We start from the raw sequence: 25,095 nt of genomic DNA, 5'->3' as shown, positions 1-25,095 counted from the left end.
GGAGGCATCGCTACCGGCGCAGGACCAGCGTGGTCCAGGCGCCGATATCGATGCGCCGCTCCAGCCTGAGGCCCTGGCGGCGATGTGCCGCCAGCACCAGCCGCGCCTGGCTGCCGAGCAGCCCGGCGAGGATGGCGGTGCCGCCTGGGGCCAGATGCGCCGCCAGCTCATGCGCCATGGCGCAGAGCGGCCGCGCCAGGATATTGGCGAAGATCAGGTCATAGCGCCGGGCCTGCATCGCCCGGCTTTTCCAGCCATCCGCCAGGCGCGGATGCAGCAGGCGCTGCACCCCGTTCAGCGCCGCATTCTCCGCCGCGACGCGGACCGACCAGGGGTCGATATCGGTCGCAAGGACGGGGCGCTTCAACCATTTCGCTGCGGCCAGGGCGAGGATCGCCGAGCCGGTGCCGAGATCGAGCATCCGGCGCGGGCGGCGATGCGCCATCCCCTCGAAAGCCATAAGGCAGCCCTGGGTCGAGGCGTGCTCGCCGCTGCCGAAGGCGAGGCCGGCATCAAGACGCAGGACGATGCGACCATACTCCCGCGGGTTCGGCAGGTGGGTCGGGCGGATCAGAAAGCGGCGGCCGATTGGCGCCTCGGGGAAACTCTGGAGTGTGCGGGCGAGCCAGCCTTCGGCCTCGATCGGGCCGGCCTGCAGCGTTGGCGGGTCGATGCCGGTGACCAGGGCGGCGAGGGCCAGGGCGCCAGCGAGTTCGTCATCCCGGGCGCCGGCCTCGCGGACACCCTCGATGCGCCAAGTCTCGGCCGGCTCCTCGCGGAAATAGGCGACGGTCGCGCAGACGGTCTGCAGCGCCGCCTCGAAGGTCGGGAGGGCGGGCTCGGGCAGGCCCTCGATGGTGAGCAGCTCGAGCGGCTCGGCGCGGCGGCGGGAGAGCATCAGGCACGCTCCAGGAAGCTGTCGAGCACCCGCTTGGGGTCCGACTTCTCGAAATCGACCTCGACGCGGTTGTCGTCCACCGCCGTCACCCGGCCATAGCCGAATTTCTTGTGGAAGACGCGCTCACCGGGTTTCAGCGGCTGGGCGTGGGAGGGGCGTGACTGGACTTCCCAGGCGCCGGCCTCGATCACCCGCGGCTTGCGGGATTGCAGGCCACCGGCGCCGGTGAAGACGGAGGGCATCTCCGCCACGCGCTGGCGGGCCATGCTGGCGCTGCCCTCGCGCTGGATATGGGCGGCCGGCAGTTCGTCGAGGAAGCGGCTGGGGACGGAGGCGGACCAGTTGCCGTAGATGCGTCGGTTGGCGGCGGCGGAGATGATGGCCTGCTTGCGGGCGCGGGTGATGCCCACGTAAGCGAGGCGGCGCTCCTCCTCGAGGCCCTTCTCGCCGCCCTCTTCCATGGCGCGGGAGTGGGGGAAGAGGCCCTCCTCCCAGCCGGGGAGGAAGACGGTGTCGAACTCAAGGCCTTTCGCCGCGTGCAGCGTCATCAGCGAAAGGCGGTCGCCGTCCGAATTCTCGTCGTTCTCCATCACCAGGGCGACGTGTTCGAGGAAGCCGGCGAGGCTTTCGAATTCGCCGAGGGCGCGGATGAACTCCTTCAGGTTCTCGAGCCGGCCGGGAGCCTCGGGCGATTTGTCCTGCTTCCACATTTCGGTGTAGCCGCTCTCGTCGAGCAGCGTCGCGGCGACGACGACATGGCCTTCCTTCGACAGCCCCTCGCGCCAGCGGGCGAAGCCGTGCAACAGCTCGCCGAGGGCGGCGCGGGGCTTGGCGGTGAGGTTCGGCAGCAGGCGATGCGCGGCGGCTGCGAGCGGGATGCTCTCAGCGCGGGCGATCTCGTGCATGCGGCGCATCGCCGTGTCGCCGAGGCCGCGCTTCGGCGTGTTGACGATGCGCTCGAAGGCCAGATCGTCGGCCGGCTGTGCGAGGACGCGGAGATAGGCCATGGCATCGCGGATTTCGGCGCGCTCGTAGAATTTGAGCCCGCCGATGACGCGGTAGGGCAGGCCGAGGGTGATCAGACGCTCCTCGAAGGCGCGGGTCTGGAAGCCGGCGCGGACCAAGATGGCGATCTCCGCCAGCTTGTGGCCGCTGCGCTTGAAAGCCTCGATCCGCTCGCCGACCATGCGAGCCTCCTCTTCGGAGTCCCAGAGCGAGACGACGCGGACCTTGTCGCCTTCGGCATCGTTGCGGCCGGCGCGCAGCGTCTTGCCGAGGCGGCCGCTATTGTGGGCAATAAGATGAGAGGCCGCCGCCAGGATCGGCTTGGTCGAGCGGTAGTTGCTCTCGAGGCGGACGACCTTGGCGTTCGGGAAGTCCTTCTCGAAACGGAGGATGTTCTCGATCTCGGCGCCGCGCCAGGAATAGATCGACTGGTCGTCGTCGCCGACGCAGCAGATGTTGCGGTGCGACTGCGCCAGCAGGCGGAGCCAGTAGTACTGGACGAGGTTGGTGTCCTGGTACTCGTCGACCAGGATGTAGCGCAGGCGCCGCTGCCAGTCCGCCAGCACCTCCGGCCGGGTGCGGAAGATCTCCGTCACATGCAGCATCAGGTCGCCGAAGTCGCAGCAATTGAGGTCGCGCAGGCGGGACTGGTAGGCGGCGTAGAGGCCACGCGCTTTGCCCGCGGCGTAGTCGGTGTCCTCGGCCGGCGTCACGCGGTCGGGGGCGAGGCCGCGGTCCTTCCAGCGCTGAATCTGGCCCATGAGCCCCTGGGCGGGCCAGCGCTTCAAATCGATACCGGCGGCCTCCATCACCTGCTTCAGCAGGCGCATCTGGTCGTCGGTGTCGAGGATGGTGAAGCCGCTGGTGAGGCCGACGAACTCCGCATGGCGGCGAAGCATCCGCGCGCAGAGGGCGTGGAAGGTGCCGAGCCAGAGGCCCTCGGCGGGCTGACCAAGGATGGCGGAAACGCGCTCGCGCATCTCCCGCGCCGCCTTGTTGGTGAAGGTGACGGCGAGGACCTGGCCTGGCCAGGCGCGGCCGGATTTCAGCAGATGGGCGAAGCGCGTGGTCAACACGCGGGTCTTGCCGGTGCCGGCGCCGGCCAGGATCAGCACTGGGCCGTCGAGGGTCTCGACCGCCTCCCGCTGCTCGGGGTTGAGGCGGGCGAGGTAGTCGTCGCCGGAGGATGCGGGGGTGGGGAGTGGTGCGGACACCCCTCAGCTATAGAACCTTCGACGAACCTCTCCAACCGCATCGGCACTCCCTGCCCTTGCCTGCCCCCTCGCCTCGTCCGGGCTCCATGGCACGGGACCGCCGGACGGGCTGGGTGCGGCTGGCGCTGGCAGGCGCATCCTCGCCAGAGCTTGATGCAACTCACGCGGATTAGTTGCAGTTCACGGGGTTTTAGTTTGACGGTAACATCAACTCGGGGTTGCATAAGGGAACCGAGAGGCGCTCCCCGGTTGTCACAGCGAGATTTCCCATGCCCGTCATCACAGGTACCTCCGGCAAAGACACATTGAAGGGTGCAGCGGGGCTCGACACCATCACCGGCGGCACGGGTGCCGATCTGATGACTGGCGGGGCCGGGGCAGACCTCTTCACGTTCAAGACCGGTGATGGGGCGGACATCATCAACGACTTCCAGCTTGGGGTGGACCGGCTGTCCATTGCCAGCGGCACCTACAACCCCTGGGTGTACCAGACCACCGTTAACGGCATCTACGGGACCAGCATCGTGTATAATGGTTCCTGGAGCGATTCTATTTTCCTGGCCGGGATCACCAACCTCAAGCTGGAATAGCTGACCAACCCGGCGCTGGTGCCGGCGGCGAACAAGGCGCAGACGGTGTTCAACCCGGTCTCCCTCACCGCAGGGACGGGGCCGGACAGCCTGGTGCTGAAGATCACCCAGGACCAGTGGCAGGGCAGCGCGCAGTACACCGTGAAGGTGGACGGCGTGCAGATCGGCGGCACCTTCACCGCCTCCGCCTTGCGCGGCTCGGGGCAGGTCGACACCCTGACCTTGAAGGGAGACTGGGCAGCCGGCACCCACAAGGTAGAGGTCAACTTCCTCAACGATGGCTGGGGCGGGACAAGCGACACCGACCGCAACCTCTACGTCGAAAGCGCCGCCTATGCCGGGCTGGCGGTCAGCGGCGCGGCGCTCAACCTCGGACGCTCCGGGGTGCAAAGCTTCTCCTTCACGGAACAGCCGCCGGCGGATCCTTTCCCACCCAGGTTGCTCACTGCCGGGACGGGACCGGACAGCCTAGTGCTGAAGATCAATCAGGATGCCTGGAGCGGCAGCGCGCAGTACACGGTGAAGGTGGACGGCGTGCAGATCGGCGGCACCTTCACCGCCTCTGCGCTGCGCAGCTCCGGCCAGTACGACACGCTGACCCTAAAGGGCGACTGGGCGGCGGGCATCCACAAGGTCGAGGTCAATTTCCTCAATGACGGCTGGGGCGGGTCGCTGGCGCAGGACCGCAACCTCTATGTCGGCGGCGCGACCTATGCCGGGCAGGAGGTCGCGGATTCCAGCCTCAACCTGACCTCGACAGGGATGAAAAGCTTCTCCTTCTTCGAGGCGCCACCGCCGTCCGACAACCTCAACCTCACCGGCACAGCGGACAACGACGTGCTGACCGGTAAGTTCGGCGCGGACACGATCAACGGCGATCTTGGCAACGACACCATCACCGGCGGTCTCGGCAACGACACCCTGACCGGTGGCGCCGGGGCCGACGTCTTCGTCCTCAAGCCGGGCGACGGCGCCGACGTCATCACCGACTTCAAGCCGGGCGAGGACCGGCTTTCCATCGCCACAGACGGGACCTTCGCGGTCTGGCAGGAGGCGGCGACGGTCAACGGCGTCAGCGGTACGCTGGTGCATTACGGGCCGGGCACGGGCGATACGGTGATGCTGGCCGGCGTCACCGATGCCTGGATGAACACCTTGGTCGATCCGCCCTGGACCTACGCGCCTTCCAGCGGTTCGGACGAGTTCGGCGGGCTCATCTTTCAGGACGAGTTCAGCGGCACGCGGGTCGACCCGACGAAGTGGCCAATCAGCTATGGCGGCTCGACCTACTGGAACAACGCCTTCCGCTGGGACAACTCGCAGGTCAGCGTCGGCAACGGGATGCTCGACATCGGCATCACCAGGATGGCCGATGGAAGCTGGGCGACGGGCGGCCTTTCGACCACGCCGAACCAGTGGAACCCGGGCTTCGCCTTCACCTATGGCAAGGTGGAGATCATGGCGAAGATGAGCGCCGAGGTGACGGGGATGGGTCCATGCTTCCTGCTCTGGCCGGCGGCGAACGGGGTCTGGCCGCCGGAGCTCGACATCCTCGAGACGCCGAAAGGCGATGGGATGGTCACCCAGCACTGGCCCGATCCGGTGACCGGCGGCGATGTCTTCGAGAGCCACAACTACGACGTCGACCTGACCCAATGGCATGTCTACGGGCTGGAATGGACGCCGGACCGGGTGACGATGACTGTCGACGGCCAGGCGATCCATACCTTCACGCAGAACATCCCGAGCATGAAGATGACGGTCGGGCTCCAGGGCCATGTCGGGGCGCCGAGCGACACCTGGTATGGCGGCGTGCCAGGGGCGGATGCGCCGGGACGCTACGACATCATGGTCGATTTCGTCCGCGTCTATGAGTGGCACGGCTGAGGAATGAGGCGGGGCCGCCGCGTAGCGGCCCCGTCGGCTTACAGATCCGGGTCGCCGCGGCCGCTCGGGTCCATGTTCGGGTCATGGGCGATGCCGCCGCCACTGCCCTGGCTGTAGGCGGCGGTGCCCCCTGCCCCGCCGCCGTTCGGCGCCATGGTGCCGCCGCCATGGATGTTGCCGGTGGCGCCGCCCTCCATCGGCGAAACGCCGGTGCGGTCCGGGCGGGCGATGCCGGCCTCGTCGGTGGCGGCGCTGCCCTCCTCCATATCCTCCGGCGACTGGCCACCGACGGCCATGGCGCGGGCTTGGCCGGCCGGCATGGTGAGCCAGACCCGGTCGCCCTCGATCATGCGAATGGCGCCGAGCGGGATGTGGTGATGGTGCCGGCCGGTGCCGTCGGGGTCGTCCTGGCGCGTCAGCTTGATCGCACCACGCTCCAGCCCGTCCACGGTGCCGACGTGCACGCCATCGGCGCCAACCACTTCCATATGCGGGCGAATCTCGCCGGAGCCTGACATCGCTGCCTCCTCTGTTGTCGGAGGCAGCAACGGGCGAGAGCCGGCGGGGATGCCTATTCGGCGGCCTGCTTCCAGCGCCTTGCGTAGTCGGTCAGCGCCTCGGCCGGGACCGGGTCGATCGGGGTGAAGTCGCGGTGGGCGATCCAGTCCGGCCGGGTCGGGGTGCGGATGTGGTTCGAGACGGCGTTGAGCGTCAGGTAGACGATCTTCCGCGGATAAGGGGTGATGTTTGGCGCGGAGCCATGGACGAGGTTGCCGTGGAACATCAGCACTCCGCCCGGCTTGCCGGTGGGTGCGACGATACCGCCCTCCTGCACCAACCGGGTCACCATCGCGTCATCGAGGGTCCAGAGCGGGTAGGAGGTGGTGCTGGTGTCGTGGCCGGCCTCGAGCGTGCCATGCGCCTGACTGCGGGGGATCAGCATTAGGGGGCCGTTGATCGGCATTACCTCGTCGAGGAAGACGGCGATGTTCATGGCGCGAGGTTCGGGCATGCCGTCATCGCGCTTCCAGGTGCCGTAATCCTGGTGCCATTGCCAGACATCGCCGGTGAAGGCGGCCTTCGCGTTGATCTTGAACTGATGCATGTAGAGCCGCTCGCCGAAGATCTGCTCCACCGGGCCGATCAGCCGCGGATGGGCGCCGAGCAGGCGAAATACCTCGTTGAAGGTATGGGCGGCGAAGGCGGTGCGCGGGGCGCCGGATTTCTCCCGCCAGATCTCCGGGCGGTTCTCGGCATAGATCGCCTCCGCCTCGCGGGCGAGGACGGCGACCTCCTCGGGACTGAAGGTCTCGGGGAGGAAGAGCCAGCCCTCCTCCTCGAATTGGCGGAGTTGTTCCGCGCTCAGCGGGCCTTGCTGCTGCATCGCCATTTCCTCCTTGGCGTTGCGCGGAGTGTAGGCCCAGACGCGGCCGGCGCCCAAAGCCTTTCGGGCTGCGGCGCTTGGCGGCAGGATGAGCGCCAAAGCCCAAGGGAGGTTCGCCATGCCGCATCGCATCCCCCGCCGCCCGCTGCTGGCGGCGGCGCTCGCCCTGCCGCATCTGGCCCGCGCCGAGGCATGGCCAATCAGGCCGGTGCGTATCGTCATCTCCTGGCCGCCGGGGGGCGGGGCGGATATCCCGATGCGGCTGGCGGCGCCCGCGATGCAGCAGGTGCTGGGCCAGCCGGTGGTGCTGGAGAACCGGGCGGGGGCGAGCGGCTCGGTCGGGGCCGGGGTCGTCGCCCAGGCGGCGCCGGATGGCTACACGGCGCTGGCCGATACGGCGGCGGGGGCGGTGAACAACCCGCTGATTCCTGGGCTGCCCTATGATTTCGCCACGGCGCTGCTGCCGATCAGCCAGATGGTGAAGTCGCCGCTGATCTGCGTCGTGCGGCCGGACCACCCGGCCAAGGACCTGCAGGGGCTGCTGGCGCGGCTGCGGACGGCACCGGGGCAGATTCCCTATGCCTCTTCCGGCACCGGGACGGCGACGCATCTGGCGCCGGCGATGCTGCTGCGGCAGGCGGGGGTCACGGCTAACCATGTCTCCTACCGGGGCGGGGCGGCCTCGGTGGCGGGAATCCTGGCCGGGGATGCGGAATTCGTCTTTTCCACCCTGCCGCAAGCGGCGCCACTGGTGATCGAGGGGCGGCTGCGGGGCATTGCCGTCAGCACCAAGGAACGGCTGGTGAACCTGCCTTCCGTGCCGACCGTTGCCGAGCAGGGTTTCCCCAGCTTCGACATCTATGACTGGCTCGGCTTCTACGCGCCGCGGGGGACGCCGGAGCTGGCGGTCAACCGGCTGGCCGAGGCCGCGGCGGCCGGGATGCGGGACCCGGCGGCGGTGAAGCGCCTCGGCGAGATCGGCATGATCCCGGTCGGCAGCGGGCCGGACGAGTTCGGCGCCTTCTTCGCCGATCAGCGTCAGCGGATGGGGGACCTCATCCGCGCCGAGGGGATCAGGGTGGAGTGACGGGCTGCGGCCGGGCGCCCAGGATATGGGCGATGGCGTAGACCAGGTCCGGCCGGTTCAGCGTGTAGAAGTGGAACTCGTCAACGCCATTGGCCTGGAGCAGGCGGACCTGCTCGGCCGCGAGGACCACGGAGACCATCCGACGCGTCTCTGGATCCTCGTCCAGCCCCTCGAAGAGCCGACCCATCCAGGCGGGCACGCCGGCGCCGCACATGGCGGAGAATTTTTTCATCTGGTTGAAATTGGAGACCGGCATGATGCCGGGGACGATCGGCAGGGTGATGCCGGCCGCGGCGCAGCGATCGAGGAAGCGAAGGAAGACATCGCTGTCGAAGAAGTACTGGGTGATCGCCCGCGTCGCCCCGGCATCGATCTTCCGCTTCAGGTTGTCGAGGTCGTGGTCGGAGGAGAGTGCCGTCGGGTGCGTCTCCGGATAGGCGGCGACGCTGATCTCGAAGGGGGCGATGCGGGCGAGGCCGGCCACCAGGTCGGCGGCATAGGCATAGCCTTCCGGATGCGCCTCGTAGCGCTCGGCGCCGGCCGGCGGGTCGCCGCGCAGGGCCACGATGTGCCGCACCCCGGCATCCCAGTAGGCACGCGCGACATCGTCCACCTCGCCGCGGGAGGCGCCGACGCAGGTGAGATGGGCGGCCGGCGTCAGGCTCGTCTCCCGCACGATGCGGGCCACGGTCGCGTGGGTGCGGGCCTGGGTGGTGCCGCCGGCGCCATAAGTAACGGAGACGAAGCACGGGCGCAGCGGCTCCAGCCGGCGGATGCAGGACCAGAGCTGGGCCTCGAGCGCCTCGGTCTTCGGCGGGAAGAATTCAAAGGAGAGCTTGGGCGGCGGCATGTCCGCGAAGTTCGGCAGCCCGCCGAAACGAGGTCCGGTCAACCAGCGTTGCAGGGTCCCCTGCGGCGGAACTTCGGGAAGGGCGTGATCCATGGCGGGTTATCTGCCCATTGCCGATCACCTTCGCAAGCGCAATACACGGAAACGGTTTGGGGCGTTATCGGTTACACCAACCAGTGCTACAATCATCTAAGCAGTGGGCCTATCGGCACGGCATGGGGATGCATGGCATCCTGCCGATGAATCCCTATCTTCTCCGCAACCATGCCAAGACCGACGAGGGCAACCGGACCGATGCGTCAGCCGATCAGATCCCGCCTTTCCCGGGCTGCCCTTGCCGCCCCGCTGCTGGCGGCCGTGCTGCTGGCCGGCTGCGCCACGCGGCCGCCGGCCTCCGACCCGGAGGCGCTCGCCGACTACCAGCAGACCAACGATCCGGCGGAGCCGACCAACCGGCGGCTTTACGCCGTGCACCAGGCGATTGACCAGTATGCGCTGCGCCCGGTGGCGGTCGGCTACCGCGCCGTGGTGCCGCAGCCGGTGCGGTCAGGGGTCCGCAACGTGCTCGGCAACCTGCGGACGCCGGTGATCCTGGCGAACGACATGCTGCAGGGCGAGCCGCGCCGGGCCGGCGACACGCTCGGGCGCTTCGTCATCAACTCGACGCTGGGCGTCGCCGGCATCTTCGATGTCGCCGAGAGCTGGTTCGGGGTGCGGGGCCATGCCGAGGATTACGGCCAGACGCTCGCGCGCTGGGGCGTCGGCGAAGGGCCCTACCTGTTCATACCCGTGATTGGTCCCTCCAACCCGCGCGACTTGGTGGGCTTCGGCCTCGGCATCGTCTCCGACCCGCTGAGCTGGTTCGGCCAGGGCGCGGTGGTCGACGGGCTGGTCTATGGCCGTGCCGGCATGACCGTGGTCGATACCCGCGAGAGCCTGATCGACACCATCGACGACGTGAACCGCACCTCGCTCGACTCGTATTCCACCCTGCGCAGCGCCTATCGCCAGCGTCGTGCCGCCGAGATCAGCAATGCGGGAGAGGTTGCGCCCGCGGCGGCAACCAGTACGGGATTCGGCGTTGGCACCGGCATGGACCAGCAGCGCAGGTAAGGCCGGTCCGGGAGACAGATGACCATGCATGACCTCGACCGCCGTGCCCTGCTTGGCACGGCCCTCTTCCTCACCGTGGCAGGTTTGGCCGGGCCGGCGATGGCCCAGGCAGATATCGGCCGCGCCGCCAACTTCATCCAGTCCACCGGCCAGGAGCTGGTGGCGGCGGTCAACGACCAGACGCGCGACATCGCCGCCCGCCGGCAGCGTGTTGCCGCCGTCCTGCGCCGTGCCGTGGATGTGGAGAGCGTCGGCCGCTTCATACTCGGCCGCTGGTGGCGCCAGGCCTCGCCACAGGAGCAGCAGGAGTACCTGAAGCTCTTCGAGGAGACACTGATCCGCAACCTCTCAGCCCGCTTCGGCGAATACCAGGGGGTGCGCTTCGCGCTCGGCCGGACGCAGCAGCGCACCGAGGACGACGTGCTGGTCAACACCGTCATCGAGCGGCCGAACACGGCGCCCTTCTCGCTCGACTGGCGCGTGGCGGAAATCAACGGACAGCCGAAGATCGTCGATGTGATCGCCGAGGGGACCTCGCTGCGGCTTACTCAGCGAAGCGAGTATTCCAGCGTGATCCAGCGCAACAACGGTTCCGTTGCCGCGCTGCTGACGGCGATGCGCGGGCAGATCCAGCAGCTCGCGCAGCGCGAGCAGGGGCGCTGAACAGGACGGCCCGAGGTTGTTCCCCTCGGGCTGCTACCTAAGGCTTTCGTAGACGATCATGTGGCGATCGCGGTAGTCGAAGGCGTCGCATTCCGCCATGCCGATATCCGCGAGCACATGGCGGGAGGCTTGGTTGTTCTCCCAGGCGACGGCGATGATGCGGGCGAGGCCGGCGCGATGGCCGAATTCGAGCCCGGCCTTCGCCGCCTCCCGCGCATAGCCATGGCCGCGGCATTCCGGCCAGAGGGCAAAGCGGAGCGCGATGCCGCGCCCGTCCGGGCGCTCCATCAGGCCGGAGATGCCGAGGAACTCGCCGCTCTCGGTGTGGAAGACGCACCATGTCCCATAGCCGCGCTGGGACCAGAAGGCGATGTCGTCCTCCAGTTCGGCCCGGGTCATCTCCGAGGTGCGGATGCCGTGCAGCATCAGCTCGAAGACGCGCGGGTCGCCTTTCAGCCGGACAAGGTCCGGCAGGTTCTCCTTGCCCGGCGGCGCGAGGGTCAGCCGCGCGGTGCGGACCAGCCGTGCCGGCATCGGCACGGGATGCGCATGGCCCATGGCCGCCCCTACCGTGTCAGCGGGCGGTACTTGATCCGGTGCGGCTGGTCGGCCGCGGCGCCGAGGCGGCGTCGCTTATCGGCCTCATAGGCCTGGAAGTTGCCCTCGAACCACTCGACATGGCTGTCGCCCTCGAAGGCGAGGATATGCGTCGCAAGGCGGTCGAGGAACCAGCGATCGTGGCTGATGATGACGGCGCAGCCGGCGAAATCGGCCAGCGCCTCCTCCAGCGCGCGGAGCGTGTCGACGTCGAGGTCGTTGGTCGGCTCGTCGAGCAGCAGCACGTTGTGCGGGTTCTTCAGCATCTTGGCGAGATGCACGCGGTTGCGCTCGCCGCCCGAGAGCACGCCGACCGGCTTCTGCTGGTCGCCGCCCTTGAAGTTGAAGGCGGCGCAATAGGCGCGGCTCGGCACGGAGCGCTTGCCCATGACGATCTGGTCCTGGCCGTCGGAGATTTCCTGCCAGACGGTCTTTTTGTCGTCCAGGCTGTCGCGGCTCTGGTCGACATAGCCAAGCTGGACGCTCTCGCCGACCGTCATCGTGCCGCTGTCCGGTTTGTCGACGCCGGTGATCATCTTGAACAGCGTGGTCTTGCCGGCGCCGTTCGGGCCGATGACGCCGACGATGCCGCCCGGTGGCAGCTTGAAGGACAGGTTGTCGATCAGCAGCCGGTTGCCGAAGCCCTTGCGGATAGCATCGGCGACGATGACGGTGTTGCCCAGGCGCGGGGCCGGCGGGATCTGGATCTCGGTCGGGTCAGGGGCCCTGTCCAGGCTCCGGGCCAGCAGCTCCTCATAGGCCTGGATGCGGGCCTTGGACTTCGCCTGGCGAGCGGAGGGGCTGCGGCCGATCCATTCCTGCTCCTCGGCGAGCTGGCGCTGGCGGGTGCTCTCCTCCTTCTCCTCCTGGGCGAGGCGCTTGCGCTTCTGCTCAAGGTAGGCGGAGTAGTTGCCCTGGTAGGGGATGCCCCGGCCGCGATCAACCTCGAGAATCCAGTTGGTGACGTTGTCGAGGAAGTAGCGGTCGTGGGTGACGATCAGCACGGCGCCTGTATAGTCGCGCAGCGTCTTCTCGAGCCAGGAGACGCTCTCGGCATCGAGGTGGTTGGTCGGCTCGTCGAGCAGCAGCATCTCGGGCTTCTCGAGCAGGAGCTTGCAGAGCGCCACGCGGCGGCGCTCGCCGCCCGAGAGGGTGGTCACCGGGCTCTCGGCCGGCGGGCAGCGCAGCGCGTCGAGCGCGATCTCGACGGTGCGGTCGATCTCCCAGCCGCTGCCGGCGTCGATCTTCTCCTGCAGGTCGGCCTGCTCGGCCAGCAGCTCGTTCATCTTGTCGTCCGACATCTCCTCGCCGAAGGCGAGCGAGATCTCGTTGAAACGATCGAGATGCGCCTTCATCTCCTTGAACGCGAGCATGACGTTCTCGCCGACGGTCAGGTCCGGGTCGAGATGCGGCTCCTGCGGCAGGTAGCCGACGCGCACGCCCTCGGCCGCCCAGGCCTCGCCGCCGAACTCCTTGTCCTGCCCCGCCATGATGCGCATCAGCGTCGACTTGCCGGCGCCGTTCGGGCCGAGCACACCGATCTTCACATCCGGCAAGAAGGAGAGGGTGATGCCTTTGAAGACCTCGCGTCCGCCCGGATAGGACTTGGTCAGGTCTTTCATCACATAGGCGTACTGGTAGGAGGCCATGGCATCGGTCCTGAGGGGGCGTTTGGTCGTGGTTCTAGCGAAGGGGGCCGGTGATTGAAAGCGGCGCCCGGGCATGGGACGGTCCGCGCCCCGATCAACGCGATGCCAAGCGGCGCCGGCTCCCCGGCCGCGTTCAGGCGCCACAACCGAAAGGATCCGGCCATGCGCCTTCCCTTGATGAAGCCTGACAGCCTGACCGAGGAGCAAAAGCCGCTCTATGCCGATATGCGTGCCGGCATCGAGAAGAATTTCAAGGGTTTCGCTACCATCGACGAGGATGGTGCGCTGCTCGGCCCGTGGAATCCCTGGCTGCACGAGCCACAATTCGGCGGGCCGATCTGGGAGCTGACCAAGGCGCTCTCCTTCTCCACGAGCCTGCCGAAGCCGGTGCGGGAGATCGCCATCCTCGTCACGGGGGCGCATTTCCACTCGGCCTACGAAATCTACGCGCATGTCATCGCCGCCGAGCAGCGCGGCCTCGCCGACGACACGCTGGCGACCATCGTCGCCGGCCAGCGGCCGAGCGACCTGCCGCGCGACCAGGCCATCGCCTATGACATCGCCTCCGCCCTGGTGAATGGCGGAGTGCTGCCGGCGCTGAGCTACAAGCAGGCGGTGGAGGCGTTCGGCCAGCATGGAGCGGCCGAGCTGATCTACCTGGTCGGGCTCTACTGCATGGTCTCGGTGACGCTGAACGGCTTCGACGTACCGGTGCCGGAGGCGGAGCGGAGCTGAACCGCGCCATCCACGCCGCGTTGCCGGCCTGGCAGCGCGGAGGGATGGCTTTGGAGCAATGGCTGCCTAGACGGCGGGAGTGGCTGTTCTCCCTCGTCACCTTCGCCGCGGCGGCCCTTGCGCTCTTCATCGCCTTCGGCACCGGGCTGGAGCGGCCCTATTGGGCGGCGACAACCGTTTACGTGACGGCACAGCCTTCGGCGGGGGCGTTGCGGGCCAAGGGTATCTGGCGGCTGGGCGGAACCTTCGCCGGGGCGGCTTTCGCGGTGCTGGCGGTGCCGAACCTAGTCAATGCTCCGCCGCTGCTGGTGCTCGCCATGACGCTCTGGGTGGGGGCCTGCCTAGCCGCGGCGCTGCTCGATACGACGCCGCGCAGCTACGGCTTCATGCTGGCGGGTTATACGGCGGCGATCATCGGCTTCCCGGCGGTGGATGCGCCGGATGCGATCTTCACCACCGCGCTTCTCCGGGTGGAGGAGATCGGGCTCGGCATCGCCTGCGCCTGGGCGCTGCATTCGGTGCTGCTGCCGAACCCGGCGACGCCACGGCTGCTGCGGCAGCTGGAGACCTGGACGGCGGCGGTCGCGCGCCTCACCGCCGATGCCTTGCGCGGAGAGCTGCCGAACCTGGCCGAGGACCGGCGGCGGCTGGCGATTGGCGGGACGGCGCTCGACACGCTGTTCCAGCAGGCGCGGTATGAGGATGGCGGACGGGCGGCGCTGCGCTGGCTGCCGGTGCTGCGAGGCGAGGCGCGGCGGATGCCGGTGCTGGCGAGTTCGGCGGCGGACCGGGTGGCGGGGCTGCGGGCGACCGACCCGGCCGGCCTAGCCCGCGCCGAGCCGCTGCTGCGGGAAGTGACGGCGGCGATCGGGACACGGATCGGCCAGGCCGAACAGCGCTCGCTCGACGAGCGGCTTGCCGCGGCGGAGCGGGAGGCCGCGGCGGAGGGCGGCTGGCCGGGCCTGCTGCGCGAGGGCTTGCTCGCTCGGCTGCGGGAGTTGCTGGCGACCTGGGTGGCCTGCCAGGCCCATGCGGCGCGCATCGCATCGAAGCATGCGGGACGGGTGCCAGCGGCGCCGGCCGGGCTGCCGGGCCATGCCGACCCGCTGCTGGTCGGGCTGTCGGGCCTCGCCGCGGCGCTCGCGGTGTTGCTCTGCTGTGCCTTCTGGGTCCTCGTCGGCTGGCCGGGCGGGGCGACGGCGGCGATGATGGCGGCGGTCGGAGCGAGCCTCTTCGCCCAGCTCGACGATCCGGCGCCGGCCATCCTGCGCTTCATGGAGGGCACCGCCATCGCCGTGGCGTTGGCGGGCCTGATGCTCTTCGCTGTGCTGCCGATGGTGGATGGCTTCGTGCCGCTCGTTCTGGTTCTGGGGACGCTCTACTTGCCGGTCGGGGCGCTGCTGGCGATGCCAGCCCTGCAGCCGCGGATGGCGCCCGTCGCCATCAATGGCTTCGCGCTGCTCGCCTTGCAATCGACCTATGGGGCGGAGTTCGACAGCTTCCTCGAGGGCGGGATCGCCATGATGCTCGGCTTCGGCGTGGCGCTGACAGTGACCCGCCTGGTCCGCGGGGCGGGCGTCGCCTGGCGGGTGGAAAGGCTGGTGGAGGCCGATAGGCGCGACCTGGTGCGGCTGGCCGAGGGTCGGCAGACAGCCGATCTGCGCCGCATCGCCGCCGCCATGCTCGACCGGTTCGAGGCGCTCTCGGCCCGGCTCGGCGCAGCGGATGCCGCGGCGATGGGCCGGCGGGAGCTGGCGGAGCTGCGGGCTGCCTTCAACCTGCTGCGGTTGCGTGCGGTGGCGCCGGTGCTGGCGGCGGCGGAACAACGGTCGGTGGAGGCGGCGATTGCGGCAACCGCCGGGATGGTCCGCGGCAGCGTGCCCGTGGAGGCGGCGCTGGCGCGGATCGATGCGGCGTTGCTCGCCACCTTCCAGCGGGTCGATACGTCGGCACGGGCGGCGGCGCTGGCGCTCACCGGGCTGCGCATGGCGCTGTTCCCGGAGGCGGCGCCGCCGGCGCTGCCGGGGCCGGTGGCGCAGGCGGCATGATCGCGGAAATCGACATCCTCGGCGTCTTCGTCCCGGCGCTGCTTGCCTGGGTGGTGCTGGCGCTGATGCTGGCGGCGCTGGTCCGGCGCGGGCTGCGATGGGCCGGCCTTTACCGGCATGTCTGGCATGCACCGCTCTTCGATGCGGCGCTCTTCCTCATTCTGCTCGGCGGTATCGTCGCGTTGGTCCATGGGATCGGTTCATGAAGCGCCTTGCCCTGACCCTGCTCGCCGTAGCACTCGCTGGCCTCGTCGGCTGGCAGCTCTGGGACTACTACATCCTGGCGCCCTGGACGCGGGACGGGCGGGTGCGGGCGGATGTGGTCGGCGTCACGCCGGATGTCTCGGGACTGGTCGCAACCGTCGCGGTGCAGGACAACCAAGTGGTGGAGCGGGGGACGCTGCTCTTCGAGATAGACCGGGCGCGCTTCGAGCTGGCGGTGCAGCAGGCGGATGCGGCGGCGCAAGCCCGTTGGGAGGCCTTGCAGCAGTTGCAGCGGGATGCCCGGCGAGTGACGCGGCTGGACCAGAGCGTGGTCTCGGTGCAGACGCAGGAGCGGGCGGTTTCGGATGCCAACCAGGCGGCGGCGGCCTATGCCCAGGCGATCGCCGAGCGGGACGTGGCGCGGCTCAACCTAGAGCGGTCACGGGTCATGGCGCCGGTCAGTGGGACTGTGACCAACCTGGAGCTGCGGCCGGGGGATTACGTGACGGCAGGACGAGCGGTGCTGGCGCTGGTGGACCGGGACACCATCCGCATCGAGGGGTATTTCGAGGAGACCAAGCTGCCGCGAATTGCCCCGGGCGCCCCGGCGCAGGTGAGGCTGATGGGGGAGTGGGCGGATATCCGCGGCCATGTCGCCAGCATCGCCGGCGGCATCGAGGACCGCGACCGGGCGGCCGGGCCCAACCTGCTGGCCACCGTCAACCCGACCTTCAGCTGGGTGCGGCTGGCCCAGCGGGTGCCGGTGCGGATCGCCATCGACAGCGTGCCGCAGGGGGTGCGGCTGTTGCCGGGACGGACGGCGACGGTGAGTATCGGTCAATGAGCGATGGGCCCGGCAGGACTCGAACCTGCAACCAAACCGTTATGAGCGGTCCGCTCTGACCATTGAGCTACAGGCCCTCGCCCGGTGAGGAATGCCGGGCGGCGCGGCGGAAGGCAAGCACCGGAGGCGAGGTCCATGAGCGACGATGATATCCGCGACATCCTGATGACCACCAGACGCATCGCCGTGGTCGGCGCCTCGGCGCGGCCGGAGCGGCCGAGCTACGGAGTTGCCGGCTTCCTCGTGGAGCGCGGCTACACGGTGACGCCGGTCAATCCCGGCCTCGCCGGCGGGGTGCTGCATGGGGCCGCGGTGGCGCCGAGCCTGGAGGCGGCCGGGTCGCTCGACATGGTTGATGTCTTCCGCCGCAGCGAGGAGGCGGGGGCGGTGGTGGACGAGGCGATTCGCCTCGGCGCCCGCAGCGTCTGGTTGCAGCTTGACGTGCGCGATGACGCGGCCGGCGAGCGGGCGCGGGCAGCGGGGCTGCGCTTCGTGCAGGATCGCTGCCCGGTGATCGAGTGGCGGCGGCTCGGCCTGCCGGGACGCATCGCTGCCGCTTGAAACGGTTCGGTTGCCGGGCCACTTCGCCGGTTACGGCACCGAGGGCCGGACCAGCCCGGCAACAGGGCGGCGGCTGCCGGGACGGGGCCAGGGAGACACGAGGACCATGAACGACGACGAACGCCGGATCATCAGCCAGTTCGTGGAGCGGATCGCGGGCGCATCGCCTGCTCCCGCCGCGCCGGGGCCATGGGGCGGCAGCAGCGTGCCGGCGACCCAGTCGCGCCCGCCCCTGCCGCCGGTCGACCGCGAGGCGGACGCGCTGATCGCGGACCTCTTCTCTCGCTATCCCGAGGCGCGCTATCGCATCACCCAGACCGCGTTCGTGCAGGAGGCGGCGCTGGTGGAGGCGCAGAACCGCATCCGCCAGTTGGAATGGGAGGTGCAGAACGCCCAGGCCCAGGCCCAGTCGGCGCAGCAGCCGCGCAGCGGCGGGCTGTTCGGCGGCATGTTCGGCGGCGGTGGCAGCCGGCCGTCGCCGCAGATTCCCCCTCCCCCGCAGCCGGTCTATCCGCCGGGCTACAACCCCGGGATGCTCCAGCAGCAGCGGGGCGGCTCCGGCTTCCTCGGCACGGCGCTGACCACGGCAGCGGGCGTCGCCGGCGGCATGGTGCTCGGCAACATGCTGATGAATGCCTTCTCCGGCAGTCACGGTGCGGCGGCAGCGGCCACGGCGTCCGACGTCACCGGGGGCAATGGCGCCTTCGGGCAGGAAGCGGTGCCGGCCTCCTCCCCCTGGACCGATCCCGGCTCGGCCGCGGCCGACCAGGGCTGGGGCACCGATGGCGGCCAGAAGAGCGACTGGGGCGGCGGCCAGGATTATGGCTCAACCAATGACGCGACCGGCGGCGGCTACGACACGGATACCAGCAACTACGACACCGGCGGCGGCATGGATGATGCCGGCGGCGATTACGACGAAGAGGTCTGATTGAGGCGGCGCATGGCCTGAGGGATAGTCATGCCATGCGCATCCCCGATCTCGACCTCGACCTGCTTCGCTGCTTCGTCGCCGTGGCGGAGCGGGGCGGCTTCACCGCCGCCGGGGCGGCGCTCGGCCTTACCCAATCCGCCGTCAGCCTCAAGGTGAAGCGGCTGGAGGAGGTGGTGCAGCGACGCGTGCTGGAACGCACCAGCCGTAGCGTCGTCCTCACGCGCGATGGCGAGACGCTGCTGGCCTATGCACGGCGCATCCTTGCGCTCAATGACGAGGCGGTGCGGCGGATGGTGGCGCCACCGGTGGCTGGGCGGCTGCGGCTTGGCGTCGCCGATCACTTCGTGCCGCGCAACCTGGCACCGCTGCTGGCGCGCTTCGCCAGCACCTACCCCGAGGTGGCGCTGGAGGTGGAAGTCGGGCGCAGCCATGAGCTTCGGGCGGCGCAGGAGCGGGGCGCGCTCGACTTGGTGCTCGGCAAGCGACGGGATGGCGAGACCGAAGGTCGGCCGATCTGGACCGAGGCGGTGGTCTGGGTCGCGGCGCCGGACTGGGTGGTGCCCGTAGGGCGGCCCCTGCCGCTGGCGATGCTGCCGCCCGGCTGCATGTTCCGCGACCGAGCCCTCGCGGCGCTGGCGCGGGCGGGGATGGCCTTCGAGGTGGTCTATGTCTCGGCCAGCCTGCTCGGCGTGGCGGCGGCGGCGCAGGCGGGCTTCGCGCTGAGCGTGCTGGGGCGGAGCGGGATGCCGCCGGGCTTGGCCGAGGTGCCGGGCCTGCCGGCGCTGGGGACGGCGGAGATGTGCGTCTTCGGCGATGCGGCGGGGCAGAACCCGCTGGCGGAGCCGCTGATGCGATTCATCCGCGAGAGCCTGGAGGGACCGGCGATAGCGGCTGCGGCCTGAGACGGGGTGTCCATCTCTGCACAACCTCTCATCCTGTGCAACGCAGAGCGGCCGGCTTCGCAGTCCTCCCGGCCATCTGCCGCACGCTCCAAGAGCCGCAAAATCCGGGAAAGGATCGGACGCATGCAGGTAGGGTAGAACAGCGGGACAAGGACGGCCGAGGCCAGCACCCCGAACGGCGAGTATGGGGAAGTCGGGTCAAGGCACCATCGCCGCCGCGTTCAGCAGGCCGACCGCGATCGCGACCGCGGCTTTCAGCGCCGCCGTCGCCATCTCGCTGCGCTCGATCGCGGCGCGCCATTCCGGCAGGAGCCAGGCGGTCGCCAGGAAGGCGCCAAGCTGGGCGAGCAGGGCGACCACGGCCCAGACCACTGCATCGACCAGTCCGGCCGAATGCGAGACGGCGGAGGCGATGGCCAGCGCCACGCCGATCACCGAACCGCCGAGCGCCACCGCTGCCGGCAGGTTGCCAGTCCGGACGAGCGCCATCTCGTCATGCGGCGTCACCTTGGTGAAGATCAGGAAGGCGGCGCCGAGCAGCGCCAGCCCGGCCAGGAAATGCGCGAGGAAGGCCGGCAGGGCGGCGAGGCTGGTCATTTGGAGCCCTCGGGCTGGAACCAGTGGGGGACGAAGCGGCTGGTGTCGCGGGTAATGGGCGTCGCATCCTCGCGAATGCCGAGGCCGGCGGGGACGCCTGCGATCACCCAGCTGCCGAGGGCGGGGTAGCGGCCGGCGAAGCAGGGCAGCTCAGCATAGCGCTGCCAGACCCGTGGCTGATCAGTGTAGGGGCCGGGTATCTCGGCGCCGGGGGCGGTGATGTTGGCGCCCTCGCGGCCCCAGTAGGGCTTGGCGATCTCCGGGCCGCCGCAGCGCCCAGGCTCCAAATAGGCGGGCAGCAGGTTGGGGTGGTCGGGGAAGAGCGCCCAGAGCAGGGCGAGGAAGGCCTTGCTGGCTGGCATCAACCGCCAGGCGGGCTCGATCCAGCGGGTCGGGGCATGAGGGATATGGGCGCCGAAATCCTCGGCCAGCAGCCAGTCCCAAGGGTAGAGCTTGAAGATCGCCTGGATCGGCTGCTCGTCGGCGTCGCGGAAGCAGCGTCCGTCCCAGCCGATCTCGTCCATGGTCAGCGCCGGGGCGGCGAGGCCGGCTTGGATCGCGGTATCGCGCAGGTAGTCGAGCGTGCCGCGGTCCTCGATGGAGTCCTTCGCGCAGGCGAAATGCACCCGGGCCGGCAGGCCGAGCCGCGGCCAGGCGACGATCAGCGCCTCATGCAGGCCGTTGAACTGGTCGAGGGCCGGGTTGGTGCATTGCAGCCACTCCCATTGCACCACCGCGGCCTCGAACAGGGCGGTCGGGGTGTCGGCATTGTATTCGAGCAGCTTGGGCGGGCCGGCGCCGTCCCAGCGGAGGTCCATGCGGCCGTAGAGGCTCGGCTCGCCACGCAGCCAGGAGCGCTTGGCGAGCGTCCAGGCGGTCTCCGACAGGCCAAGGGCACGGCCGGTATCCTCCCGCACCACATGCGCGCAGGCGAGGCGGGTGAGGCGCTCGAGCTCGGCGGTTGCTGCCTCCAGCGCGTCGATCTCGGCGGCGGTGAAGGCGTAGCAGGCGGTTTCGTCCCAATAGGGCTCGCCCTCGATCTCGGCGAAGGCGAAGCCCATGCGGCGGGCGCGCTCCAGCCGGTCCGGGCGGGGGATTGCGCGAGGCGTTGCATCAGCCGCCCCCGCTGAAATGGCTGGCCGAGCCGCCGAAGCCGCCGCGGGCGCTAGTCGTGGTGGTCGAGCTGCTGCGATGCGAGGATGAGGAGGTGAAGGACGAGGAATGGCCGCCGCTCCGCGAGCTGCGGCACAGCTCCTCGGCATTGGGCAGGCCCTGGGCGCGGGCCTCGCGGCACTGCTCCGAGGTGTTGTCGCACTGGCTGAAGCCGAAGGCGATGCCGCCGCCCAGCAGGACGAGGCCAATCCCGGTTGCGCGCCGCATGACGGAAGGCTAACCCGGAATGGCCGGACACTGCCAGCGCCGGCCGGAACGGCGCGGCGACACATCATCGGGGCCTGCCCATGACCCGCCTGCCTGAACCCGAAGCCAGCACCGCCGGCGGCCGAGACATGCGCATCGTCGCGCTGATCGGCACCGGGCATTTCCTGTCGCATTTCTACATGCTCTGCCTGCCGCCGCTCTTCCTGCAATGGCGGGCGGAATTCGGCGTGTCCTACGCCATGCTCGGCCTGTCAGTGGCGCTGATGAGCGCGACGACGGCGGTGCTGCAGACGCCGGTCGGGTTCTGGGTGGATCGCTGGGGGGCGCGTCCCTTCCTCATCGGCGGGACGCTGCTGATGGCGCTCTCGGTTTCCGCCATGGCCTTCGCACCGGCCTTCTGGATGATCCTGCCATTGGCCGTGCTGTCCGGCATCGGCAACAGCGTCATCCATCCGGCGGACTATGCGATTTTGACGGGCAGCGTGAACAAATCCTTCATGGGACGGGCTTTCGCGCTGCACACCTTCACCGGGAACCTTGGCTTCGCGCTTGCCCCGCCGGTCATCGCCCTGCTGCTCGGGGTGATGGACTGGCGCGGCGCGCTGCTGACGGTCGGCCTGCTCGGCGTGCCGGTGGTGGCGGCGATCCTGTTGCAGAGCGGCGTGCTGAAGGATCAGGTGAAGCCGGCCAAGGCCGAGGAGGCGCTCTCGAGCCGCGAGGTGCTGCTGTCTCGTCCGATGCTGCTGTTCTTCGCTTTCTTCCTGCTCTCCTCCATGGCCGGCTCCGGCGTGCAGGCCTGGCTGGTGACGGTGCTGGGCAAGCTCTGGGGGACACCGGTGCTCGTCGCCTCCGGGGCGCTCACCGGCTACATGGTGGGTGCGACCTGCGGCACCCTGGTCGGCGGCTGGATCGCCGACAAGTCGAAGCGCAACCTGCTCGGTATGGTGACGGTGCTGACTCTCGTCGCCATGGCGCTGCTACTATCGCTCGGAATCGTGCCGATGCCGGAAGCGCTGCTGCCGGTGATTGCGGTGGTGGCGGGGCTGGCGCTCGGCACCTCGCGCACCCCGCGCGACGTGATGCTGAAGGATGCCTGCCCGCCAGGGCAGGTCGGCAAGGTCTTCGGCTTCGTTTCGGCCGGGCTGCCGCTCGGCTCGGCCATTACGCCGGTGCCGATGGGGATGCTAATCGACCTCGGCTATCCAGGGCTGGTGCTGCCGGTGGTCGCCGGGCTGCTCGGCCTCTCGCTGCTCTGCGCGGGCAGCGCGAAGGGGAGCGCGGCCGCGGCGCGGGCCGAGGTGGTGCAGGCGGTGTAGACGCGCGCTGTGACCGGCTTCGAGACCCTGCTGCGCTGGCTGGACCTGGCCGGCATCGCGGTCTTCGCCGCCTCGGGGGCGCTGGTCGCCTCGCGCAAGCAGCTGGACGTGGTGGGCTTCGTGCTCATTGCCGCGGTCACCGGCTTCGGCGGCGGCACGGTGCGGGATCTCCTGATGGGCCGCACTCCGGTCTTCTGGCTGCGCGACCCGGTGCTGCTGGCCGTCGCCAGCGCCGTCGGCGTGCTGGTCTTTTTCACGGCGCACCGGATCGAGAACCGCTTCCGCGCCTTGCTCTGGGCGGATGCGGTGGGCCTCGCGCTCTACGCCGTGCTCGGGGCGGAGATCGCGCTGATCGGCGGCATCGTGCCCTGGGCGGCGGTGCTGCTCGGCGTCGCCACGGCGACATTCGGCGGCGTGCTGCGGGACGTGATCTGCAACGAGATCCCGCTGTTGCTGCGGAAGGAGATTTATGGGCTCGCCGCCCTGGCCGGCGCCGCGGCCTTCGTGCTGCTGCGGATGCACGGCATCTGGCGGGATACGGCACTGCTGGCCGGCATGGCGCTCTGCTTCGCCATCCGCGCCGCTTCCATCGCCCGCGGGTGGTCGCTGCCGGCCTATGCGGCGCGGCGGGATTGAAGCGGCGGCGAAGCTCGGCCACTCTGCCTCCAAAAGATGGAGGGAACGCATGTATCGCCGGAGCCTGCCTGCCCTCGGGGCTGCGCTGCTCGCCACGCCCGCGCTGGCGCAGGGCGCCTATCCGGACCGGCCGATCCGCTTCATCGTCCCCTTCCCGGCCGGCGGGGCGACCGATATCTGGTCGCGCTTGGCCGCCGAGGCGATGGGCGCCGATCTCGGCCAGCCCATCGTCATCGAGAACCGCAGCGGCGCGGGCGGCATGCTCGGTGCCGAATACGTTGCGAAGGGCCCTACGGATGGTTATACGCTGCTCTTCACCATCAGCCCGCTGATCCAGTCGCCGGTGGTGTTCCGCCGCTGGCCCTACCAGCCGCTCGAGGATTTTGCGCCGATTGGCAAGATGGGCACGACGCCCCTGCCCTTCTGCATCCGGCCGGAGATCCCGGCGAAGACGCTCGCCGAATTCGTCGCCTATGCACGCGGCAAGGATCTCTCCTTCGGCTCCTACGCCACCGGCTCCTCGGGCCATGCCTTTGCCCAGCTCTTCTCCGATGTCGAGAAGCTCGGCATGACGCATATCGCCTACCGGGGCGAGGCGCCGATGCTGACCGACATCCTCGGCGGGCGCATCCAGTGCGGCTTCCACAGCATGACGGCGGCGGGAGACTATATCCGCTCCGGCCGGCTGCGGCCGCTGGCGACGCTCGGGCGGCGGCGCATCCCCTCCATGCCCGACCTGCCGAGCTTCATCGACCTCGGCTATCCGGAGGCCTTCGGCAACTCCGGCTTCATCGGGCTCTTCGCCCCCGCGCGGGTGGCGCCGCCGATCGTGGCGCGGCTGGCGGAGAGCTTCGCCGGGGCGATGCGGAACGAGGCCGTGCTGCGCCGGCTGCTGGAGATCGACACCATCCCCGGCTATCTGTCACCGGCCGAGTTTAAGGCGGAGATGACGATGCAGCTCCGGCAATGGACGGAGCTGGCGACCTCAATGAACCTGACCGTGGATGGCTGAGATGATCCGTCGACGCACCCTGGCCGGCCTGCTCGCCCTGCCCACTATCGCCCATGCGCAGGGCAGCTATCCGGATCGGCCGATCCGCTTCCTCGTCCCCTTCCCGCCCGGTGGCGGCACCGATACCTGGGCGCGGATCGCGGCCGAGGGGATGCAGCCGGAGCTCGGCCAGCCCATCGTCATCGAGAATCGCGGCGGCGGCGGCGGCTTGATCGGCACCGAGGTTGCGGCCAAGGCGCCGGCGGATGGCTATACGCTGCTCTTCACCATCACCACCCATGTGCAGACTCCAGTGGTGATGCGGCGCTTCCCCTACGACCCGGTCGCGGATTTCGCCCCGATCGGGCGGCTCGGCACCACCTCCATCCTGTTCTGCGTCGGGTCGAAGGTGCCGGCCGAGGTCAGGACCATGGCGCAGTTCACCGACTGGGGGCGCGGGCGGGATCTCTCCTTCGGCTCCTATGCGCCGGGCAGCACCGGCCATGCCTTCGCCCTGATGCTGGCGGAGGAGGCGAAGCTCGAGATGACGCATGTCTCCTATCGCGGCGAGACGCCGATGCTGCAGGACATGCTGGGCGGCAACATCCATGGCGGCTTCCACAGCATGGCGGCGGCCGGCGAGATGATGAAGGCCGGGCGCATCCGGGCCCTCGCCGCGAGCGGCGACCGCCGCGTTCCCTCCATGCCGGATGTGCCGAACCTGAAGGAACTGGGCTTCTCCAGCCGCTTCAGTTTCAGCGGCTTCTCCGGCCTGCTGGCGCCGACGCGGACGCCGCAGCCGGTGCTGGACCGGCTGGTCGAAGCCTTCCGGCTGGCTGCGGCCAAGCCCGAGACGCATCAGCGGTTGCTGGCGATCGACACCATCCCGAGCTACCAGGACCCGGCCACCTTCCGGGCGCAAATCGCGCGCAACCTGCGCGAATGGACCGAGATCGCCGAACGGCTGAACCTCAGCATCGAAGGTTGATGCTCTGAGGCGATCCCAAGGG

The 25,095-nt window shown here is 69.5% G+C and carries 26 protein-coding genes and 1 tRNA gene; 16 read left to right on the top strand and 11 right to left on the bottom strand.

The genetic code is table 11. The annotated features are described in order from the left end of the window. Nucleotides 1–10 precede the first annotated feature (10 nt). Entirely contained in the window at nucleotides 11–898 is an 888-nt protein-coding gene (locus EP26_RS00880) for a 50S ribosomal protein L11 methyltransferase (protein WP_043334585.1), read from the bottom strand. Beyond that, nucleotides 898–3,117 (bottom strand): ATP-dependent helicase, encoded by a 2,220-nt coding sequence (locus EP26_RS00875; RefSeq protein WP_043334583.1) that lies wholly within the window; start codon nucleotides 3,115–3,117, stop codon nucleotides 898–900. Before EP26_RS00875 ends, EP26_RS00880 begins: the two co-directional genes overlap by 1 nt. 269 nt (nucleotides 3,118–3,386) lie before the next feature. Between EP26_RS00875 and EP26_RS00870 the strand changes: the two genes are divergently transcribed. Beyond that, nucleotides 3,387–3,707 carry a calcium-binding protein gene (locus EP26_RS00870; RefSeq protein ID WP_157033362.1) on the top strand — a complete coding sequence of 107 codons (321 nt, stop codon included), beginning with the start codon at nucleotides 3,387–3,389 and terminating at the stop codon, nucleotides 3,705–3,707. Nucleotides 3,708–3,725: 18 nt separating this feature from the next. Beyond that, nucleotides 3,726–5,594, top strand: coding sequence for a carbohydrate-binding domain-containing protein (locus EP26_RS38030; RefSeq protein ID WP_052388638.1), 1,869 nt, complete (start codon nucleotides 3,726–3,728; stop codon nucleotides 5,592–5,594). 38 nt (nucleotides 5,595–5,632) lie between these two features. On the opposite strand, the gene EP26_RS32900 is transcribed toward EP26_RS38030, so the two are convergent. After that, complete coding sequence (locus EP26_RS32900; RefSeq protein ID WP_084112237.1) at nucleotides 5,633–6,112, bottom strand: DUF2171 domain-containing protein; 480 nt, start codon at nucleotides 6,110–6,112, stop codon at nucleotides 5,633–5,635. A gap of 53 nt (nucleotides 6,113–6,165) precedes the next feature. Then, nucleotides 6,166–7,098, bottom strand: a complete 933-nt coding sequence (locus EP26_RS00855) for a phytanoyl-CoA dioxygenase family protein (protein ID WP_245624254.1) — start codon at nucleotides 7,096–7,098, stop codon at nucleotides 6,166–6,168. Between EP26_RS00855 and EP26_RS00850 the strand changes: the two genes are divergently transcribed. Further along, complete coding sequence (locus tag EP26_RS00850; RefSeq protein ID WP_043334578.1) at nucleotides 7,097–8,065, top strand: Bug family tripartite tricarboxylate transporter substrate binding protein; 969 nt, start codon at nucleotides 7,097–7,099, stop codon at nucleotides 8,063–8,065. The two genes, EP26_RS00855 and EP26_RS00850, sit on opposite strands and share 2 nt — an antisense overlap. Here EP26_RS00850 and metF read toward each other — a convergent pair. Beyond that, on the bottom strand, nucleotides 8,052–9,008 hold the full coding sequence (gene metF / locus EP26_RS00845; protein ID WP_043334577.1) for a methylenetetrahydrofolate reductase [NAD(P)H]: 957 nt from the start codon (nucleotides 9,006–9,008) through the stop codon (nucleotides 8,052–8,054). The two genes, EP26_RS00850 and metF, sit on opposite strands and share 14 nt — an antisense overlap. A 201-nt stretch (nucleotides 9,009–9,209) precedes the next feature. On the opposite strand from metF, the gene EP26_RS00840 reads away from it, so the two are divergent. Together EP26_RS00840 and EP26_RS00835 are read left to right on the top strand one after the other, a co-directional pair. Then, entirely contained in the window at nucleotides 9,210–10,028 is an 819-nt protein-coding gene (locus EP26_RS00840; RefSeq protein WP_052388637.1) for an MlaA family lipoprotein, read from the top strand. Nucleotides 10,029–10,052: 24 nt separating this feature from the next. After that, nucleotides 10,053–10,691 carry an MlaC/ttg2D family ABC transporter substrate-binding protein gene (locus EP26_RS00835; RefSeq protein WP_043334747.1) on the top strand — a complete coding sequence of 213 codons (639 nt, stop codon included), beginning with the start codon at nucleotides 10,053–10,055 and terminating at the stop codon, nucleotides 10,689–10,691. 33 nt (nucleotides 10,692–10,724) lie between these two features. Here EP26_RS00835 and EP26_RS00830 read toward each other — a convergent pair whose 3' ends face one another. Both EP26_RS00830 and ettA read right to left on the bottom strand, forming a co-directional pair. Continuing rightward, nucleotides 10,725–11,249 (bottom strand): GNAT family N-acetyltransferase, encoded by a 525-nt coding sequence (locus EP26_RS00830; protein WP_043334574.1) that lies wholly within the window; start codon nucleotides 11,247–11,249, stop codon nucleotides 10,725–10,727. A gap of 8 nt (nucleotides 11,250–11,257) precedes the next feature. Beyond that, nucleotides 11,258–12,937, bottom strand: a complete 1,680-nt coding sequence (ettA, locus tag EP26_RS00825; RefSeq protein WP_043334572.1) for an energy-dependent translational throttle protein EttA — start codon at nucleotides 12,935–12,937, stop codon at nucleotides 11,258–11,260. 162 nt (nucleotides 12,938–13,099) lie between these two features. On the opposite strand from ettA, the gene EP26_RS00820 reads away from it, so the two are divergent. The 4 genes from EP26_RS00820 to EP26_RS00805 are packed head-to-tail and all read left to right on the top strand — an operon-like array spanning nucleotide 13,100 to nucleotide 16,768. Continuing rightward, nucleotides 13,100–13,672: a carboxymuconolactone decarboxylase family protein gene (locus EP26_RS00820; RefSeq protein WP_043334570.1), complete on the top strand. Its 573-nt coding sequence runs from the start codon at nucleotides 13,100–13,102 to the stop codon at nucleotides 13,670–13,672. A 44-nt stretch (nucleotides 13,673–13,716) separates the two neighbouring features. Next, nucleotides 13,717–15,720, top strand: coding sequence for an FUSC family protein (locus EP26_RS00815; protein ID WP_043334568.1), 2,004 nt, complete (start codon nucleotides 13,717–13,719; stop codon nucleotides 15,718–15,720). Further along, nucleotides 15,717–15,926, top strand: a complete 210-nt coding sequence (locus tag EP26_RS00810; RefSeq protein WP_043334566.1) for a DUF1656 domain-containing protein — start codon at nucleotides 15,717–15,719, stop codon at nucleotides 15,924–15,926. The genes EP26_RS00815 and EP26_RS00810 overlap by 4 nt, the downstream gene beginning before the upstream one ends. After that, nucleotides 15,923–16,768 carry an efflux RND transporter periplasmic adaptor subunit gene (locus EP26_RS00805; RefSeq protein WP_043334563.1) on the top strand — a complete coding sequence of 282 codons (846 nt, stop codon included), beginning with the start codon at nucleotides 15,923–15,925 and terminating at the stop codon, nucleotides 16,766–16,768. The genes EP26_RS00810 and EP26_RS00805 overlap by 4 nt, the downstream gene beginning before the upstream one ends. 4 nt (nucleotides 16,769–16,772) lie before the next feature. On the opposite strand, the gene EP26_RS00800 is transcribed toward EP26_RS00805, so the two are convergent. Further along, nucleotides 16,773–16,845: transfer RNA gene (locus tag EP26_RS00800), tRNA-Ile, on the bottom strand. 58 nt (nucleotides 16,846–16,903) lie between these two features. On the opposite strand from EP26_RS00800, the gene EP26_RS00795 reads away from it, so the two are divergent. The 3 genes from EP26_RS00795 to EP26_RS00785 all read left to right on the top strand — a co-directional run bounded on the left by EP26_RS00795 (nucleotide 16,904) and on the right by EP26_RS00785 (nucleotide 19,165). Next, complete coding sequence (locus EP26_RS00795) at nucleotides 16,904–17,329, top strand: CoA-binding protein (RefSeq protein WP_043334561.1); 426 nt, start codon at nucleotides 16,904–16,906, stop codon at nucleotides 17,327–17,329. A gap of 106 nt (nucleotides 17,330–17,435) precedes the next feature. Further along, nucleotides 17,436–18,260 (top strand): DUF2076 domain-containing protein, encoded by an 825-nt coding sequence (locus tag EP26_RS00790; RefSeq protein WP_084112235.1) that lies wholly within the window; start codon nucleotides 17,436–17,438, stop codon nucleotides 18,258–18,260. Nucleotides 18,261–18,295: 35 nt separating this feature from the next. Next, nucleotides 18,296–19,165, top strand: a complete 870-nt coding sequence (locus EP26_RS00785) for a LysR substrate-binding domain-containing protein (protein ID WP_043334559.1) — start codon at nucleotides 18,296–18,298, stop codon at nucleotides 19,163–19,165. A 198-nt stretch (nucleotides 19,166–19,363) separates the two neighbouring features. Here EP26_RS00785 and EP26_RS00780 read toward each other — a convergent pair whose 3' ends face one another. Genes EP26_RS00780 through EP26_RS31555 form a run of 3 tightly spaced genes read right to left on the bottom strand, consistent with a single transcriptional unit; the run spans nucleotide 19,364 to nucleotide 21,142 of the window. After that, nucleotides 19,364–19,762 carry a DUF350 domain-containing protein gene (locus EP26_RS00780; protein ID WP_052388635.1) on the bottom strand — a complete coding sequence of 133 codons (399 nt, stop codon included), beginning with the start codon at nucleotides 19,760–19,762 and terminating at the stop codon, nucleotides 19,364–19,366. After that, nucleotides 19,759–20,823: a glutathionylspermidine synthase family protein gene (locus EP26_RS00775; protein WP_052388634.1), complete on the bottom strand. Its 1,065-nt coding sequence runs from the start codon at nucleotides 20,821–20,823 to the stop codon at nucleotides 19,759–19,761. The genes EP26_RS00780 and EP26_RS00775 overlap by 4 nt, the downstream gene beginning before the upstream one ends. 52 nt (nucleotides 20,824–20,875) lie before the next feature. Next, the gene (locus EP26_RS31555) at nucleotides 20,876–21,142 is read right to left on the bottom strand and encodes a hypothetical protein (protein ID WP_052388633.1); all 267 of its coding nucleotides are present in this window, start codon (nucleotides 21,140–21,142) and stop codon (nucleotides 20,876–20,878) included. An 80-nt stretch (nucleotides 21,143–21,222) separates the two neighbouring features. On the opposite strand from EP26_RS31555, the gene EP26_RS00770 reads away from it, so the two are divergent. The 4 genes from EP26_RS00770 to EP26_RS00755 are packed head-to-tail and all read left to right on the top strand — an operon-like array spanning nucleotide 21,223 to nucleotide 25,073. Beyond that, nucleotides 21,223–22,458 (top strand): MFS transporter, encoded by a 1,236-nt coding sequence (locus EP26_RS00770; protein ID WP_052388632.1) that lies wholly within the window; start codon nucleotides 21,223–21,225, stop codon nucleotides 22,456–22,458. Nucleotides 22,459–22,467: 9 nt separating this feature from the next. Continuing rightward, entirely contained in the window at nucleotides 22,468–23,094 is a 627-nt protein-coding gene (locus EP26_RS00765) for a trimeric intracellular cation channel family protein (protein WP_043334556.1), read from the top strand. A 49-nt stretch (nucleotides 23,095–23,143) separates the two neighbouring features. Next, the gene (locus EP26_RS00760) at nucleotides 23,144–24,106 is read left to right on the top strand and encodes a Bug family tripartite tricarboxylate transporter substrate binding protein (protein WP_052388631.1); all 963 of its coding nucleotides are present in this window, start codon (nucleotides 23,144–23,146) and stop codon (nucleotides 24,104–24,106) included. 1 nt (nucleotide 24,107) lies between these two features. Beyond that, nucleotides 24,108–25,073 (top strand): Bug family tripartite tricarboxylate transporter substrate binding protein, encoded by a 966-nt coding sequence (locus tag EP26_RS00755; RefSeq protein WP_052388630.1) that lies wholly within the window; start codon nucleotides 24,108–24,110, stop codon nucleotides 25,071–25,073. The last annotated feature ends 22 nt before the right edge of the window (nucleotides 25,074–25,095 follow it).

The sequence above is a fragment of the Belnapia moabensis DSM 16746 genome, assembly GCF_000745835.1.
Classification (GTDB): Bacteria; Pseudomonadota; Alphaproteobacteria; order Acetobacterales; family Acetobacteraceae; genus Belnapia; species Belnapia moabensis.
The sequence above is the reverse complement of the archived record's forward strand: the minus strand, read 5'-3'. Positions and strand labels throughout refer to the sequence as shown.